13 protein-coding genes are annotated in these 16,771 nt (G+C 46.9%); 8 read left to right on the top strand and 5 right to left on the bottom strand.

Annotated features, from left to right (window positions below):
- Positions 1-76: 76 nt before the first annotated feature.
- The 5 genes from cmoA to AOT11_RS12160 all read left to right on the top strand — a co-directional run bounded on the left by cmoA (position 77) and on the right by AOT11_RS12160 (position 5,307).
- Positions 77-814: a carboxy-S-adenosyl-L-methionine synthase CmoA gene (cmoA, locus tag AOT11_RS12185; RefSeq protein ID WP_026050621.1), complete on the top strand. Its 738-nt coding sequence runs from the start codon at positions 77-79 to the stop codon at positions 812-814.
- A gap of 132 nt (positions 815-946) precedes the next feature.
- A complete protein-coding gene (gene cmoB, locus AOT11_RS12175; protein WP_011080032.1) occupies positions 947-1,918 on the top strand; it encodes a tRNA 5-methoxyuridine(34)/uridine 5-oxyacetic acid(34) synthase CmoB in 972 nt (323 codons plus the stop codon).
- A gap of 132 nt (positions 1,919-2,050) precedes the next feature.
- Complete coding sequence (locus AOT11_RS12170) at positions 2,051-2,797, top strand: ATP-dependent zinc protease family protein (protein WP_017421977.1); 747 nt, start codon at positions 2,051-2,053, stop codon at positions 2,795-2,797.
- A gap of 8 nt (positions 2,798-2,805) precedes the next feature.
- Positions 2,806-4,311 carry an inactive transglutaminase family protein gene (locus AOT11_RS12165; RefSeq protein WP_017421978.1) on the top strand — a complete coding sequence of 502 codons (1,506 nt, stop codon included), beginning with the start codon at positions 2,806-2,808 and terminating at the stop codon, positions 4,309-4,311.
- Positions 4,312-4,314: 3 nt separating this feature from the next.
- A complete protein-coding gene (locus tag AOT11_RS12160; RefSeq protein WP_017421979.1) occupies positions 4,315-5,307 on the top strand; it encodes an alpha-L-glutamate ligase-like protein in 993 nt (330 codons plus the stop codon).
- Between the two features lie 87 nt (positions 5,308-5,394).
- On the opposite strand, the gene mukB is transcribed toward AOT11_RS12160, so the two are convergent.
- The 4 genes from mukB to cmoM are packed head-to-tail and all read right to left on the bottom strand — an operon-like array spanning position 5,395 to position 12,707.
- Entirely contained in the window at positions 5,395-9,858 is a 4,464-nt protein-coding gene (gene mukB, locus AOT11_RS12155; protein WP_017421980.1) for a chromosome partition protein MukB, read from the bottom strand.
- A complete protein-coding gene (gene mukE / locus AOT11_RS12150; protein ID WP_017421981.1) occupies positions 9,855-10,577 on the bottom strand; it encodes a chromosome partition protein MukE in 723 nt (240 codons plus the stop codon). Before mukE ends, mukB begins: the two co-directional genes overlap by 4 nt.
- The gene (gene mukF / locus AOT11_RS12145; protein WP_011150799.1) at positions 10,558-11,895 is read right to left on the bottom strand and encodes a chromosome partition protein MukF; all 1,338 of its coding nucleotides are present in this window, start codon (positions 11,893-11,895) and stop codon (positions 10,558-10,560) included. Before mukF ends, mukE begins: the two co-directional genes overlap by 20 nt.
- A 2-nt stretch (positions 11,896-11,897) precedes the next feature.
- Positions 11,898-12,707, bottom strand: coding sequence for a tRNA uridine 5-oxyacetic acid(34) methyltransferase CmoM (gene cmoM, locus AOT11_RS12140; protein WP_172840600.1), 810 nt, complete (start codon positions 12,705-12,707; stop codon positions 11,898-11,900).
- A gap of 97 nt (positions 12,708-12,804) precedes the next feature.
- Here cmoM and elyC point away from each other — a divergent pair, with 97 nt between their 5' ends.
- Complete coding sequence (gene elyC, locus AOT11_RS12135) at positions 12,805-13,605, top strand: envelope biogenesis factor ElyC (RefSeq protein WP_011080020.1); 801 nt, start codon at positions 12,805-12,807, stop codon at positions 13,603-13,605.
- Between the two features lie 80 nt (positions 13,606-13,685).
- Here elyC and torR read toward each other — a convergent pair whose 3' ends face one another.
- On the bottom strand, positions 13,686-14,399 hold the full coding sequence (torR, locus tag AOT11_RS12130; RefSeq protein ID WP_011080019.1) for a two-component system response regulator TorR: 714 nt from the start codon (positions 14,397-14,399) through the stop codon (positions 13,686-13,688).
- A gap of 235 nt (positions 14,400-14,634) precedes the next feature.
- Between torR and torD the strand changes: the two genes are divergently transcribed.
- Both torD and purR read left to right on the top strand, forming a co-directional pair.
- Positions 14,635-15,282, top strand: coding sequence for a molecular chaperone TorD (gene torD, locus AOT11_RS12125; protein ID WP_017421983.1), 648 nt, complete (start codon positions 14,635-14,637; stop codon positions 15,280-15,282).
- 310 nt (positions 15,283-15,592) lie between these two features.
- Positions 15,593-16,597 carry an HTH-type transcriptional repressor PurR gene (gene purR, locus AOT11_RS12120; RefSeq protein ID WP_017421984.1) on the top strand — a complete coding sequence of 335 codons (1,005 nt, stop codon included), beginning with the start codon at positions 15,593-15,595 and terminating at the stop codon, positions 16,595-16,597.
- Positions 16,598-16,771 lie beyond the last annotated feature (174 nt).

Raw genomic sequence — 16,771 nt, 5'->3', positions numbered from 1 at the left:
TAGAGGAAATTCCCCTAAAATACGCGCCTTTTTACCGCCTATGTGAAGACAGGCAGTTTGTTAGCAGAGAATGGTTATGAACCCAAAAAGCAATCCAGACACTATTTTTTCGGCTCCAATCGATAAAATTGGGGATTTCACCTTCGATGAACGCGTGGCGGAAGTCTTTCCAGACATGATTCAACGTTCGGTTCCGGGTTACAGCAACATCATTTCTGCTATTGGTATGTTGGCCGAACGTTTTGTCAAACCACACAGTAATGTGTATGACTTGGGTTGCTCACTGGGCGCAGCCACACTCTCGATGCGTCGCCACATCAAACAAGAAGGCTGTCAGATCATTGCGGTCGATAATTCTAAAGCGATGGTTGAGCGCTGCAAGCTTCACGTCAATGCTTATCGCAGTGATACCCCCGTGAACGTGATTGAAGCCGATATTCGCAACATAGATATCGAAAATGCTTCCGTGGTGGTTCTGAACTTTACTTTGCAGTTCTTATCACCGGAAGATCGTTACGCGTTGCTGGAAAAAATCTACGCAGGTTTACGTCCTGGCGGCATTTTGATCCTTTCCGAAAAGTACGTTTTTGAAGATCAAGTTTCTAATGAACTGTTGATTGACCTTCACCATGACTTCAAACGAGCAAATGGTTACAGTGAGCTAGAAATCAGCCAAAAACGCAGTGCCATTGAAAACGTGATGCGTCCAGATTCGAAGAAACAACACAAAGAGCGCTTCGCACAAATTGGATTCAGCAGCTACGATGTTTGGTTCCAATGCTTTAACTTTGGTTCGATGTTTGCGATTAAGTAGCGAGAAGCGAGAAGCGAGAAGCGAGAAGCGAGAAGCGAGAAGCGAGAAGCGAGAAGCGAGAAGCGAGAAGCGAGAAAGTCTTAACGTTTCGCATTTAATGTCAATTTTTAATTTATTACTCAGTGAAAAACGATGTTTAATTTTGCTAATTTTTACCAGTTAATCGCTCAAGACACTCGTCTTCAGCCATGGCTAAACGTTCTACCTCAACAGCTAACAGATTGGCAAAATGCTGAGCATGGTGACTTCCCTCGCTGGTTAAAAGCACTCAATAAGATCCCAGAAGGCGCACCCGATCAGATAGACATTAAGCACTCTGTCACCATTAGCAACGACACGCCGTTCCATCAGGGAGAGTTGAAGAAGCTCGAAAGCTTGCTGCGCACTTTCCATCCTTGGCGTAAAGGCCCTTATACCGTTCACGGCATTCATATTGACACCGAATGGCGCAGTGACTGGAAATGGGACCGTGTTCTGCCTCATATATCACCATTAAAAAATCGCAGCGTGCTGGATGTCGGTTGTGGTAACGGTTATCACATGTGGCGCATGTTGGGTGAAGGTGCACGTCTGTGCGTGGGTATTGACCCATCACACCTGTTTTTAATCCAGTTTGAAGCGATCCGTAAATTAATGGGTGGCGATCAGCGTGCACACCTACTGCCATTGGGCATTGAACAGCTACCAAAACTTGAGGCGTTTGATACCGTTTTCAGCATGGGGGTGTTGTATCACCGTCGCTCTCCGCTTGATCACTTGATTCAACTGAAAGATCAGCTTGTCTCTGGCGGTGAATTAATTCTGGAAACCTTGGTGATAGAAGGGGATGAAACCGCCGTTTTGGTTCCCAAGGAACGCTACGCTCAAATGCGCAATGTGTATTTCTTCCCTTCAGCTCGCGCTTTAAAAGTGTGGTTAGAATTGGTTGGCTTTGAAGACGTGCGCATCGTGGACGAAAACGTCACTTCCGTCGACGAGCAACGCACCACCAATTGGATGACTCACAATTCACTGCCGGATTATCTCGACCAGAATGACCCAAGCAAAACCGTGGAAGGCTACCCCGCGCCTCGCCGTGCTATTTTGGTAGCGAAAAAGCCATAATTGACACAGTTTTGACTCAATAATTTGAGTATCACTAAACCCTAACAAGAGGATGCTTCACGCATCCTTTTTTATACGCTACACTCCTCTTTACAATAACTTATTCCCCTAATTCACTTTTTAAGGCATTCAATGTTTATAAGATTGACGCCAGTACTCGCTCTCGTTTTGTTATCTGGCTGTACTTTAACCAATGGTGAGCAATATCATCAGAAAACCCTGACCGCCCTCCAAGACTCTGAGGCTCGCATTACGAATAAGATAGAGAATCTCACTCTGCAATCTTCTAACCAAGTCGACTATATCGAGAGCCTAGAGACACAGATTACCGAGCTGCAGAGCAAAGTCGAACAGTTGCAAACCACTCAACAGCAAGCGCTTGAGAACAACGACAGAAAAAAACCTGAGCCAAAAGTATTGGCAGCACCGCCTGCCCCCGCCAAAAATCAAATCATTCTTGGTGCGATAGAGAAAGTGACTATCGACTCTATTAATCAGTCATTTGATGCCCGTGTCGACACTGGTGCTACCACCTCATCACTGAATGCCGTTGATATCGAAATGTTCGAGCGCAATGGTAAAGATTGGGTTCGCTTCCACCTCTCTGATCCCGAACAACCTGGTACTGACCAAAACTGGATTGAAGCCCCCGTTATTCGTTATGTGAAAATTCGTCAATCAACAAACGATGATACCGAACGCCGCGCCGTCGTCGAACTGTGGGTCAAAGTGGGCGCAATCAAAGAGAAAGCACAATTTACATTGGCAGATCGCTCACAAATGAGCCATCCCGTTCTTCTAGGACGTGAATTTATTCGCGATATTGCTCTTGTTGACGTCAGTCGCAGTTACATTCAAACCGGACAAAAGAATAAGTAAGGTAGGCTATGACTTCCCGAGTTCCCTTTTATCTTTCTATCATCCTGCTGATTGTCGCAGGGATAACACTCAGTGTGTTTCGCCATCAAACCTATGGCGTGCCATGGACGCCCGGCGAAAGCCGTCAGATCTGGGATATTGAAGCGCGCATTGAATTTAACGCCAGCGGTCAAGAGGTAAAAGCCTCACTTGCAGCACCTCATACTCAAAATGGCTTCACCTTGATCAATGAGACAGCATCCTCTCCAGGCTATGGCGTCTCTTACGTTAATACCGCATCGGGTCGTCGCGCTGAGTGGTCTATCCGACAAGCAAGTGGCCCGCAAACCATTTACTACAAAACGCAGTTTTTAGTCGACCCACAAGCAAAAGTGACCGTTCAACCGCCTACAGAGCCTATCAGCAAGCCAACTTACTCGAATCCGGAGCAAACTGCGGCACAAGCGCTCATTGATCGCGCGATGAGACGTTCCTCAGACAACATTACGTTTACCCGTGAACTCATTAAAACGCTAAACGACCCCGATAGCCAAAACGCGGCGTTGTTGCTTAACAACACCGATCGCGCCACTACCCTCTACAAGTTGCTTTCAACGGCTGAGGTTCAAAGCAAAATCGTTGGGGTCATTTCACTGGAAGATGGTCGTCGTCGCCAAACGATTGAATCCATGATCCAAGTGTGGGATGGCAGTAACTGGGTGCTGTTCTCGCCAAATTCAGAGCAACATGCCGACCAAGGTAACTTACTGGTGTGGGATGACTCAAACGTTTCACTGCTGGATTTAGTCGGCGGACAAAACAGCCAGGTGCATTTCTCAATGATTGCACAAGACATTACGCCACAAGCCGCCACCGATAATAAAGTGGAAGCCGATGGACTACTCAATCTCTCGATTCACAGCTTACCTCTCGAAGAGCAAGCGATGTTTAAGACCATCATGTTAGTGCCGATTGGCGCACTCATTGTGGTGTTCTTGCGTGTCATCATTGGTTTGAAAACATCCGGCACCTTTATGCCCGTACTGATTGCCGTGGCGTTTGTACAGACGCAACTGGTGACAGGTATCGTCGGTTTCTTATTGATTGTGGGTACGGGTTTGATCATTCGTAGCTACCTCTCCAAGCTGAACTTGCTGTTGGTTGCGCGGATATCTGCGGTCATTATTACCGTTATTCTTATTATTTCCGTGTTCACCGTCGTGGCATTCAAGATTGGTCTAACCGAAGGCCTTTCGATTACCTTCTTCCCGATGATCATTTTGTCATGGACCATCGAACGTATGTCGATTCTGTGGGAAGAGGAAGGCGCAAAAGAGGTGGTACTGCAAGGCGGTGGTTCACTGTTTACCGCAGTATTGGTTTACCTTGGCATGACTAACCCATACATCCAGCATCTGACCTTTAACTTCATTGGTCTGCAGCTTGTGGTACTGGCGGCAATCTTGCTATTAGGTACTTACACTGGATACCGCATTACCGAGTTGCGCCGCTTTAAGCCATTGGTGGAGGATTAATCTATGTTCTCCTTTTTGTCTAAGTACACATCGCCGATGAAGCTGCGACGCAAAGGGATCATGGGAATGAATAAGCGTAATCACGCTTATATTGGTCGCTATAATGACCGTTCCAAATACCCTTTGGTGGATGATAAGCTCAAAACCAAGATCATCGCGCAACGAGCGGGCTGTACAGTGCCACAGTTGATTGGCGTGATCAGCAATCAAGCAGATGTAAGACGCATTCACGAAATGGTCAAAGATTGGCCCGGATTTGTGATTAAACCCGCTCGTGGCAGTGGCGGTAAAGGCATTCTTGTTGTGACCTCGCACAAAGAGGGCGTTTACACCAAACCTTCGGGTTCCACCATCAACAAAGAAGAGATTGAACGCCATATCTCAAACGCGCTAGCAGGCTTGTTCTCTCTTGGTGGCAAGAACGATGTGGCCGTAGTCGAGAACTTAATTAAGTTTGATGATTGCTTTGATGGATTCAGTTTCGAAGGGGTGCCCGATGTGCGGATCATCGTGTTCAAAGGCTACCCTGTGATGGCAATGATGCGCTGCTCAACAGCCGCGTCGGATGGAAAAGCCAACTTGCACCAAGGTGCGGTTGGGGTTGGTATTGATATTGCGACGGGGAAAGCGATTCGCGCGGTACAGTTCAACCAACCTGTTACTCACCATCCAGATACAGGAAAAGATCTTGCTACCTTGCAAGTGCCTCATTGGCAACGTTTGTTGACCTTGGCAGCCAGCGCGTGGGAAATGACCGGGCTGGGTTATCTCGGCACCGATATGGTGTTGGATAAAGAAGAAGGACCAATGGTGTTGGAACTCAACGCACGCCCTGGTCTGACGATTCAAATTGCCAACGGTGCGGGGCTTTTACCACGCTTACACCATATTGAGAACTTGGGCGCACCACTGGTCTATCCTTCAGCAGAAGAGCGTGTGGCGTATTCAATGCGTCAATTTGGCGCAAAACAAGATTTTGATAGCAGCGCAAGCTAACTACTCTTGCTAATCACGTTCGAAAAACTCACTTAAAAAAACGCCCGCGATGATCATCGCGGGCGTTTGGTTTTATCGCTATTGAGTTTACGCTTCAAACTCTTCGATCATCTGTTGCGCTTCACTCTTCGGTTTCTGCTCTTGGCCAAAGCCACGCAAACCGACGACATGCACGTGTTCGTGATCTTTAAACACTTTACGCACCAGTTTATAAGTGGTGCCTTTCTCTGGGCTGATGTTCTCTGGCGCCGCGATAAGAAGTTGCATATCGAGGCGATCACAGAGCTCAAACAGTGTTGAAATCGATTTCGCATCCAGACGCGCCGCCTCATCAAGGAACAGCAAACGACACGGTACAATGTCTTTACTGCGCAGACGACGTGACTCTTCTTCCCAGCTTTGCACCACCATCAAGAGAATAGATTGGCCAGTACCAATCGCTTCACCAGTAGACAGTGCACCCGATTCCGCTTGTAGCCAACCATCAGAACCACGGTTTACTTCAATGCTCAGCTCAAGGTAGTTGCGGTAATCCAGCAGTTCTTCACCCAAGACTTGTGGTGAACGTTGCCCCATATCAATGTGCGGGTTAACGCGCTGGAACAATTTTGCCATCGCTTCAGAGAAGGTATAACGTGCCGTTTCAAACAGATCTTTGTGTTGTTCTTGCTGCGTGGCGAGACCATTCAATAATACTTCATGGCTTTCGCGCACTTTCACATTGAGTCGAACACCCTTCACCTGACCAAACGAGATGTTGGACAAGCCTTGGTTCAACATACGAATACGGTTCTGTTCACGTTGGATGGTTTTCTTAATGATGCTCGCCACCGACTCAGAACTGATGGCCAAACGGTTTTCACGCATGGTCAACTCTTCGGTCAAACGAGCCAGTTCCACTTCCATCTCTTCAATCGCTTCGACCGGATCATCGGTATGGATGATGTCTTGGCGAATTCGCTCTCGTAAGTGCTGGTAAACCGCAATGTAGAACAATACTTTACGTTCAGGACGCGCATTATCTTCAGAGAGTCGCAGTGCATCACGCAGATCATCATTATTGGCAACCGCAAGACGCAGTGCACCCAACGATTTATCCGACATGGAACGCAGTTCGCCCGCCGACAAGTAAGCCAGCTCACGTTTATGTAGACGGCGCTCTACGTCGTTTTCACGTGCTAAACGCAGTACTGAGCACCAGCCTGCTTTCGCAGCAACAACAAACGTACGCAGTTCTACGTACTCTTTTTGCACCTTCTTCAAGCGCTTGGCGAGTTCTTTCATGCCCAGCTCTGTTGAAGTGAGGGTACGTTCGTACTCGCTCTTACGGCTGCGTGAGGTGTGCAAACGCTCGTGAAGTTCGTCACGACGGCGAATCGCGCGCTCCAACGCCCCTTCATCGGCACTGACACCAAACTCTGCCAGCTCTTGCTTAAATTCTTGAACCGTTTCCAGTTTCGCTTGATATGAACTCTTTAGAGAGGCCAACACTTGGTTGTATTGGTTCATCTGCTCTTGCTGCTGCTTGAGCTCATCACGGTAACGGCTACGTGCACGTTCTGCTTCCACCAATTTCGCTTTGAGCTGTTCACTCAGCTCGCTGCTCTTGCTAAGCAGATCAACCGAATCGGCATAAGCAAAATAGTGGCGGCGTTCAACCAAATCCGACAAGGCGAAGATTTGCTTCTTCAACGTTTGCAATTGGCTATCTGCGCTTTGATATTGCGCTTCCAGTGCATCGAATTGCTCAGGATCCGCCTCAAGTACCGCTAATTGGCTTTCTAACTGCTCAACCGCTTTGGCGTGTGCGTTCAAGAATTGCTTCGCATCAGCCAACTGAGCGATTTTCTCTTCCAGTTCCGCGAAACGCTCTGCGATGGTGTCATCGCTGATCACCGCCATCATCGGTGCCAATTTATCCAACATGGTAAGCGCTTGCTTACTGTTTTGGATTTGGCTGCGCATCTGCTGCTCTTTCGCTTCCAACTCAGCCAGAGTGCGCGTCAATTGGTTACGCTTATCGCGCGCAATCACCAAGGCTTGCTCAGGATCCGCGGCAAAGGCCACTTGGATGTGCTCCGCGACAAACTGGTTAAACGCTTGGAATAGACGCTGCATTTTCTGCGCGTCAAATGCCGCTTTCGCGTGCTTTTCAACGACTTCTTCGCGCTCGCTACGCAGCAGCTCTAAACGTTGTTCACGTGCTGCGCGACCAAACAGCGGGATCACAGGGAAGCGAGAGTAACGCATTTGACGATCGTTCAAACGCACGCACACTGCGCCCTCTAGCTCTTCCGCTTTGATTGAGCTGTCATCAAAGGCATCCACATCGCCTTCAATGATGTAAAGATCCTCAGGACAGTCGTCGAGTTCCACCAGCTTTTCTTCGATGCCCGACAAATCGGACACCACAATCGCGTGACGTGCAGGGCCGTACATCGCACTGAAGTAAGGCGCATCGTCAATGGTGATGTCGTCATAGATCTCAGAAAGTAAGACACCGCCTAGCGTATCCGCTAAGCCTTTCAAACGTGGGTCATTAGAACCACCAGGAGAGGCCAGACGTTCAATTTCACTTTCCAGTTGGCTGCGACGCTCTGCCAGCTTGTCTTTGGCTTGAGAAAGCTGTTTCTCTTGCTCAAGAACTTGCTGCATTTGCGACATCACTGATTGGCTATCCGCCAGCTCTGCGCCACTTTGCTCACGCAGTTTTTCCAGTGCATCATTGGCCGCAATCCATTTTGGTGCGATCGCCTGAAGCTGTGTGATGTCACTTTGTAAATCTTGCTCCTGACGACGCTGCTCGCTACGCAACTCGCGATTCTCTTCCAACGCAACCTCAAGAGAATCCAGTTGAGCATGATGACGTTCACGCTCTTGCTCGAACATCACTTCATCATCAAGCGTGACTTGGTGTGCTTTTTGGTATTCCACGACCAAAGCTTGCGCTTGGTTTTGCTGATTCAAGCTACGTTCTAAATCACGATGCTGCGCACGCCATTGATTTTCGTTTTGCACCACTTGCAGAGCGGAGCGCGCTTGTTGAATGGCCGCTTTGGCATGGCGAGAGGCTTCGGCACGTTCCACTTGACCGGCAATGCTGTGTACCAATTTCAGCGCATTTTCAAACTGCTGCGCAGCCGCGGAGGACATATCCAGTTTGTGCTTAAGCGCCAACAAGGATTGAGTCTGTTCCGCTTCACTTTGGGTTAACTGCGCCACCAAAGCTTGCGCTGATTCAGCGGTTAACGTGCTGTCAGACAAAAGCACTTTCGCTTTTTCTAGCGCTTGAACTGCCTGTTGATATTGCAGCGCGCGAGTTTGCTGCACATCCAACGCTTGTTGGTAATCGGCCAACTGCGTTTTCAGGCTATCTACTTCGTTTTCTGCAACAGTAGACTGTTCTTCGGCCATTAAGACGCGCTCTTGCGCTTCTTCCACGACCATGGATTGCTCTTCAAGACGCTCATTCAGCTCTTCAAGATCTTCTTGGTAACGCTCGATTTTCTCTTGCTGACGCAAAGCATTTTGCACCAACTGCAAGTGGTCAGAAGCACCTTGATAGTCTTGCTCCAATGCCGATTCTGATTCAACCAGCATTTCCAATTCTTGCTGAACTTGGTTCAGTAAGCGGTTTTGCTCGATCAGTGTCGCGCGCGAGCTAAAGAGTTCAGAGCGTAGTGACAAACTTTGCTCTAATTTCTTGTGACGTTCATTGGCGTGACGCATATAGTCTGCCGCCACATAGTTGGTGGATTCCGTGATCAAATGCTTGAAAAGATCGCGGTCGGCTTGCGTCGTTTTGATCGCTTCTAGCGTCATACGGTTTTCACGCAGCGCCGATTCCATATCTTGGAACGCTTTCTTCACCCCACCATTTTGTGGCAACAGGTAATCACGCAGCGAGCGAGTAATCGCACTCGAGATCCCGCCATACAATGAAGCCTCAATCAGACGGTAGAACTTCGAACGGTCGCTTGAGTTGCGTAATTTTTTCGGAATAACGCCAAACTCAAACATCTGTGCATGGTAATCAACAATCGAAGCGAAGCTCTTAAACTGAACGCCCTCGTACTGAGCAACGCTCTCTTTCACTTCGTTGATTTGACGAACGCGCGCCTGAGTGGCCGAGACCGATTCAATCAGCACATCCGTTGGCTTCACATGACTTGGCAAGCCTTGAATCACAAACGGCTTGATGTCCACTTTTTTGTCACGGCCCGCCACTTGCTGTAGCTTCACCGCAAACAGTAGGCGTTGATTGCGTGAGTTCACGACATCCAATGCCGCGTAACAGGCACCCGGTTGTAACTTACCGTACAAACCTTTATCGCGAGAGGCTTGGCTGCTGCCCGCTTCGGTTGTGTTACGGAAATGCAGCAAACTTTGGTCTGGAATCAACGCGGTAATGAACGCCGCCATCGTGGTTGATTTACCTGCACCATTGCCACCTGACAGGGTGGTGACCAATCCATCAATATCAAAGGTACGAGCGAAAAAGCCGTTCCAGTTGACCATGGTCAGCGATTGATATTTACCTCTTTCAATCATGCTTCACCTTCTAATTCAGCTTGCTCGTTATAATTCTGTTCTTCTTCGTCAGCCAGTAGGCTTGCCTGAGTCGGCTCTTGAATGTGAACCACCGCTTCACCATCGCGGATCAAACGCAATTGTGCTTCGCGAATATCATCTCCAGCGCGCACATCCGCACCAAAACGGAACACCGCTTCACTGATGCTGAATTTGCCGCTGTCTCCCACATTGATGATCATGCCTAAACGGCGTAAACGTCTTAATGAGGTTCGTACTTTTTCGAACAACTTTTCACGATCGAGATCCGACCCCGATGCACGGTTGGTCACCAACTTCATCAGTTTCTTTTCATCGGTCAGTGCGATCAGCTCTTCATATAACTCTTGATTGGTAAAGATACCTTCATGTGCCAAACGCTCTGGGCTCAAGTAAAGGAAACAGAGCACCTTACCCACCAACATGTCCAGCTCAGAGAGCACACTACGGGCAATCAATGAGGTTGAACGCGGACGAAGGTAAAAGAAACCTTCTGGCGCTTTCACCAACTCCGTGTTGTAACGTTGGTAAAAAGCCGACAGCTCTACTTCGTAATCCGACAGCAGTGCATGGTTATCTAAATCTTCACTCGAGATGTGACGCCCTGCGCGCAGCATGCTATCCAATGCTGGAAACAGCGGGTTGCAAATCGCTTTGGCCAGATTTTCTGGCATGTATTCATTAATATCGGTCGATGACATTTGCTTGTACCTTTGCGCCGTAGTCGTTAATTGCCTGCCAATCTGGCTGAATCGCTTGGTAATCCGATTCGGAATAACCCATGCGCACCGCTTGGTCGATAACGATACGAGCTAAATCGAAATGATGAGTGCGAGGGTGCTGCGCGAGATAATCTTTCAGCACAATGCCGAGATCGATCGGCTTGCCGTTGTCTTTATGGAGACGCAACATCTCACCGATACGCTCGGCAAGCTCATCATTGACTTGTTGAAACTCTTCATACTCCACTTCAAGTGGCACTTGCCCGGTCACTTCGTCGTCACGAAGCACTAAAGCTTCATCACGCAAATCGCTCAAACGCTCCGCATCTGCGTAAGTGAGATACCATGGCATGTCGAAGTAATCTTTGACCGATTGGCGTAGACGAGTACTGAAGATTCGGTTTTTATCCATATCAATCGCGGTACGGATAAATTTGTGAACATGGCGGTCGTAACCGATCCACAGATCGATGGCTTGTTGACCCCAACTGGTGATGCGATCGAGCTTCATCTGCAACCCAAACAGCGTTTCTTCGATAAATTCGAGCTCTTCATCCCCATAGACCAACTCTTGAATATCCAAGATCTGAGTTTGCAGCTCATCCCCGGCTGCTTGCAGCGTATCTTGCAGCTCTTTGAGCGTGTTCGAGGTTTCTGAAAGCAATGACTCACAGTTGTTGATCGCTTCACGCCAATCTTTGTTCAGCAGATCGGCAATTTGCTGCTTAACCGATTGTTGTTGCTCATCCATCACGCGTTGGTTGAGATCGATTTGATCAAAAATCTCACCCACTGAATATTTCAGCACCGCATAGACATTTTTCTTCCAATGCCCTGCCGTCCCGCCTTGCTTGGCAGCTTCAATGGCTTTCGCCATTTCGCCAGCCACCATGGAGAGCTGAATCGATAATCTAAGCTTGGAGAATTCTCGATGACGGACATAGTAGTCGGTAATGCCGATCGCCAGCGGCGAAAGACGGTAGATGCTGGCACCTTCCGTCATTTCGCTGGTAAAGCGGCTGATCAGGCGCTGCTTAACCAACTCATTGATGGCGTTGTTGGCGCGAAACGCTGAGGCTTCACCCGTTTCTTCAAACAGTCGAGTGACGATAGTAAACGCATCATGCAGCTCACCTTCACCCAACTCTTCATCAAACCTTTCGTTACTTAATACAGCGATGGCGATGAGAAACGCCAATCGCTCGGTGGTCAGGTTCAATGAGAAATCGTGCTGCTTAACCCAACTAACCAATTCATCGATTGGTTGCTCTGCAGCATTGAGAGTTGTCTCACTCATTGTTATTCCTGTTTATCTTTCTTCTTAGCCCACACATGAATGTATCGGCCCAGCGAGAGGTAAGGCTCTTGGCGACACAGACGTCGTTCCAACTCGAGCACATCCTCGTACTGGTAATCACCCATATTCTGTCTGTTCCCTATATAGTCACTGAAACAGCGAATACCGGATTTTCCATAAATGTCAAAGCCTGCGTCTTCAATCCACTGATAAACAGATTGAGGTTCTAGGCCTTTTTGCGGTTGCAGCTTAAAGCGTTTGCGATGAGGCATACCCTCAAGAATATGTGGGATATTGCCACAAACCACATTCTTATAAACCAAGCCATGGTGGTTGTAGAACATAATCGACGCGGCGCCACCCGGTGCGACTTGTTCCAATACCGTTTCCAAAGCGGATTTTGGATCCGCCAACCATTCCATCACGGCATGAAACATCACCACATCAACTGGCTCTGCTAGGTGCTCACCAATCTTCTGCACCGGAGAATGGATCAGCCGATACTGCTCAAGCAAGCCATTTTTTGCAATATCCTGCTCTGCTAATTGCAGCATTTCAGAAGATAGATCACATAAGGCAATGTGATGTCCGAGTTTGGCAAGCTTTTGTGACATTTGTGCCAACCCGCCCCCCGCATCTAATACGGTTAGCGACTGTTTGGCCTCGTCAAAGGTGGCTAACAATTGTTGAAGATCTTCCCAAACAATCACTTGGCGAATCTCGCCTTTGTCTGACCCGTAAATATTTTTTGCAAATTTGTGGGCAATATCGTCGAAATTACGGTCTTGGTTCACAGCAGCTTGAGTTATCATATCTAATCGTGCTGCTATTCTGTCATAAGGAAAGCAGATATAAAGAGGCATTCTCTTATTTTTATTATCAAGTGATGTTTTTTCGGACTATTTCTGTATGTTTGAGCTGAAAAAAGTGCTCTCGGCACTGTTAATGCCTTTGCCAGCACTACTTTTAATAGGCTTAGCTGGTCTGATGCTGATTATGTTTAGTACCAGACAAAAAACGGGGTGTTTCATCATATTATTCTCCTTTTTGGGGATATTCTTGGTTTCTTTCCAACCCGTTGCCAGCAAGTTATTAATGCCATTAGAAAGGCAATACTCTGTATTTCTACCCGAAGTACAAACCGTCGATTACGTCATGGTATTGGGCAATGGCCATGTGGTGGATGATCAAATCCCCCCTACGTCTGAGTTAAGCCGTGCTTCGTTGATGCGTTTGACGGAAGGAATTCGTATTTTAAAGATGTATCCGGGCTCAAAGTTGATTCTGTCTGGCTATGCGGGCGGCTCAGAAACCAGCCATGCTCGCATGATGGCAAACGTGGCTTTGGCTCTGGGTGTCGCGAAATCAGACATTATTCTTCTTGAAGATGCCAAAGATACTTGGGAAGAAGCGCGACAAGCAGCGGCATTTGTGCGTCAAAAACAGCTGGTTTTGGTCACTTCTGCCAGTCACATGGCACGTGCAATGAAAGAGTTTCATGACGCTGGCATAACGCCGTTACCCGCGCCAACAAACTACCTTGCGCAAAAGAACATCTCTCAAGCTTGGGATAGATATGCCCCTAAAGCCATCTACCTTGAGCAAACAGAGCGCTACTGGTATGAAACCCTCGGCCAGCTATGGCAAGGCATGCGAGATTTGCTCCTTACTGACGAACAAATCATGGCAGAGAATCGCGCATCAAAATGATGAATCATGATCTGCAGAAACAAAAAAAGAGCTTAATCAGCTCTTTTTTTGTTTGTTAATTTTGGCTTTCTAAGCCACGCCTAGTCGCCTGCAAACATGTAGCCTTCACCGTGTACGGTCACAAAAATTTGTGGGTTTTTAGGATCAAACTCCATTTTTGCTCTCATGCGACGAATCAAAACATCAATCGTTCTGTCGTTTGGCGCGTCAACACGATGGCTAATCATGTTGAGAATGCGTTCACGGCTTAATACCTGATTTGGGTAAGACGAAAGCGCCACCAGCAGCTCATATTCTGCCTTGGTCAACTTCACTGGCTCACCATTGTGGCTCAACGCTCGACGATGAATATCGAAGGTCCAGTCGCCAAAACGGACAATATGGTCTTCGTTTTCCGCGTCTTGATGTTTTGAACCACCACTGCGCGCAAGCGAAATCCGCCACAACAAGTTTTTCACTCGAACCAGCAGTTCACGTAACTCAAATGGTTTGGTGACGTAGTCGTCTGCCCCCATCTCCAAACCAACAATTTTATCTATGCTATCCGTGCGTCCGGTTACCAAAATAATGCCAATGTCCGATTGGCTGCGTAGTTCACGGGTCAGCATCAAGCCGTCTTCACCTGGTAAATTAATGTCTAACATCACCAAATCAACGCAGCTATTTTGCAAAATATGACGCATCTCGGCACCACTTTCCGCTTCACTTACTGTGTAACCTTCTTTTTGAAAATAACCCGCAAGTTTACTGCGAGTCACTACATCATCTTCTACGACTAATACGTGATAGCTCATTTACACCACTTCATGTCATTTCTGTCTACACGGGCAGACATTCTATTCATAACTAGTAACATTTCTAGTCATACTTCGTTTGAAATGCAAGTATCTTGATTTTTATTGATTCAAAACAAGCTTAATATCAGACCATTAACAAGCTCAAATATATTTATATTTTTCTTAACAATAGGCGTTATTGTTATTCATTTTTTTTGGTTACACTTATAGGAGATTGATTTAGGAGCGATAAATGATGCAAGAGATAAAAGCCTTTAATGAAAAACGTGCGGAAATATATTGGTGGCTTTCCAGCTTATTTGCCAAAGAACTGACTCAGGAAGAACTCGATAAATATCAAAGCATGGAAATTAGAGCGTTTTTAACGGGATTGGCTGAAAACGATGCTCTGCGACCATCCGTTAACGCCTTTGTCGACGCACTCAATCGTCTTGTTGACCGTCAAGATGCGCAATTGGAATTAGCGGCAGATTTTTGTGACCTATTTTTGAAAACCGCAAAACATGGCGCACTTCCATACGCATCAATTTACCTTACAAAAGATGGCCTACTCAATGGCGAGCCGGCACAAAAAATGGATGCTTGGCTAAAAAAACATGGTGTGCAGGTCAATCAACAACTGAATGAACCGGCCGATCACTTAGCGATCATGCTCGACTTTCTTGGCAACCTCATCATTCGCTCAAATGAGTTTGAACAAGATCGCCACATGGAAGATGCTTTCATCGAGCAAAACACATTTATTCAAGAAATGTTGCTCTCTTGGTTACCTACCTTCTCTCAACGAGCAGCACAATATGATGAGTTTGGCTTCTATAACAGCGCAATAAAACTACTTGTTGCGTTTTGTATGCTGGACAGCGACTATTTAGTTGGATAATAATTACGCCCTTATCAATAGAGCAAACACTCGGTTACACTTTAACCACTAAAGTGTGAACACGGATACACAATTCGCTGTTTGAGTAGGTTGCCACTCTTGCCGTCTCGGTCTAGAATTGAGACCGCAATCGATAAAATATGATTTTAATGCAAACCGCTGAAATACAGCGGTTTTTGTGTTTATTTAAAGCTAAGCTGCTGCTTTTCTAGTGTGTCTTCCTTACAAAGCGAATTCGGAGAAAGGTAGCAAACTGTGTTGCAACAAAGAATCGTAGATTCAAAATGCAACCTTAGACAGGACAATACCTATGGCCACAATTAAAGATGTCGCGCGTCTCGCTGGAGTATCCACGACCACAGTGTCGCACGTAATCAACAAAACGCGTTTTGTTGCAGAAGCCACTCAAGAAAAAGTCATGAAAGCGGTTGACGAGCTCAACTACGCGCCTAGCGCAGTAGCGCGTAGCCTAAAGTGCAACACAACTCGTACTATTGGTATGCTGGTCACTCAATCTACCAATTTGTTCTTTTCTGAAGTGATTGATGGCGTAGAAAGCTACTGTTACCGCCAAGGTTATACGCTAATTCTTTGTAATACCGGCGGTATCTACGAGAAGCAACGTGATTACATTCGTATGCTTGCGGAAAAACGCGTAGATGGCATTTTGGTGATGTGTTCAGACCTCACTGAAGAACTACGCGAAATGCTTGATAAGCATGCAGATATTCCTAAAGTGATTATGGACTGGGGTCCAATCAGCTCACAAGCCGATAAAATTATCGATAACTCAGAGGAAGGTGGCTACTTGGCCACTAAGTACTTGATTGAAAATGGTCATACAAAAATTGCGTGTTTAAGTGGTCACTTTGAAAAAGCCGCGTGCCAAGAGCGCATCCAAGGCTTTAAACGCGCGATGAAGGAAGCCAATATTACCGTTAACAACGAGTGGATCCTTGAAGGAAACTTTGAATGTGATACGGCTGTGATGGCTGCTGACAAGATCGCGTCGTGGCAAGATCGCCCAACGGCGGTCTTCTGCTTCAACGACACCATGGCACTGGGTTTGATGAGCCGCCTTCAACAGTTAGGCCTTCGCATTCCTGAAGACATCTCTGTGATCGGCTACGATAATATTGAGTTGGCGGAATACTTCTCACCACCGCTAACAACCATCCACCAGCCAAAACGCCGTGTTGGTAAAAATGCATTTGAGATCCTTCTCGAACGTATTAAGGACAAAGAGCATGACAAACGCGTGTTTGAAATGCATCCCGAGTTAGTGGTTCGTGATACCGTTAAAAAAATCAATTAGTTAAGACTAATATTCTAAAGCATCCAAATCTGGATGCTTTTTTTTCATTCTTAGTAAGTGATTTGTTAAGTCAAATTCTGTTAAGTTCTTAAAATCGAGTATTCATTCACTTAACTGCAACTATTATTTGAACCAATGTCACATTTTTTATTTGAAAATGTGATGTTACTCCAA

Origin of the sequence: Vibrio vulnificus NBRC 15645 = ATCC 27562 (assembly GCF_002224265.1) — a bacterium.
In the GTDB taxonomy this organism is placed as follows: domain Bacteria; phylum Pseudomonadota; class Gammaproteobacteria; order Enterobacterales; family Vibrionaceae; genus Vibrio; species Vibrio vulnificus.
Note: the sequence above shows the minus strand (reverse complement) of the source record. Positions and strands in the feature narration are given on the sequence as shown.

What these genes read in the sequence shown, in the direction of transcription:
- torD (WP_017421983.1), top strand. Translation starts at nt 14,635, where the DNA reads ATGATGCAAGAGATAAAAGCCTTTAATGAAAAACGTGCGGAAATATAT.
- cmoA (WP_026050621.1), top strand. Translation starts at nt 77, where the DNA reads ATGAACCCAAAAAGCAATCCAGACACTATTTTTTCGGCTCCAATCGAT.
- elyC (WP_011080020.1), top strand. Translation starts at nt 12,805, where the DNA reads ATGTTTGAGCTGAAAAAAGTGCTCTCGGCACTGTTAATGCCTTTGCCA.
- purR (WP_017421984.1), top strand. Translation starts at nt 15,593, where the DNA reads ATGGCCACAATTAAAGATGTCGCGCGTCTCGCTGGAGTATCCACGACC.
- AOT11_RS12170 (WP_017421977.1), top strand. Translation starts at nt 2,051, where the DNA reads ATGTTTATAAGATTGACGCCAGTACTCGCTCTCGTTTTGTTATCTGGC.
- cmoM (WP_172840600.1), bottom strand. Translation starts at nt 12,707, where the DNA reads ATGATAACTCAAGCTGCTGTGAACCAAGACCGTAATTTCGACGATATT.
- AOT11_RS12165 (WP_017421978.1), top strand. Translation starts at nt 2,806, where the DNA reads ATGACTTCCCGAGTTCCCTTTTATCTTTCTATCATCCTGCTGATTGTC.
- torR (WP_011080019.1), bottom strand. Translation starts at nt 14,399, where the DNA reads ATGAGCTATCACGTATTAGTCGTAGAAGATGATGTAGTGACTCGCAGT.
- mukF (WP_011150799.1), bottom strand. Translation starts at nt 11,895, where the DNA reads ATGAGTGAGACAACTCTCAATGCTGCAGAGCAACCAATCGATGAATTG.
- mukB (WP_017421980.1), bottom strand. Translation starts at nt 9,858, where the DNA reads ATGATTGAAAGAGGTAAATATCAATCGCTGACCATGGTCAACTGGAAC.
- AOT11_RS12160 (WP_017421979.1), top strand. Translation starts at nt 4,315, where the DNA reads ATGTTCTCCTTTTTGTCTAAGTACACATCGCCGATGAAGCTGCGACGC.
- mukE (WP_017421981.1), bottom strand. Translation starts at nt 10,577, where the DNA reads ATGTCATCGACCGATATTAATGAATACATGCCAGAAAATCTGGCCAAA.
- cmoB (WP_011080032.1), top strand. Translation starts at nt 947, where the DNA reads ATGTTTAATTTTGCTAATTTTTACCAGTTAATCGCTCAAGACACTCGT.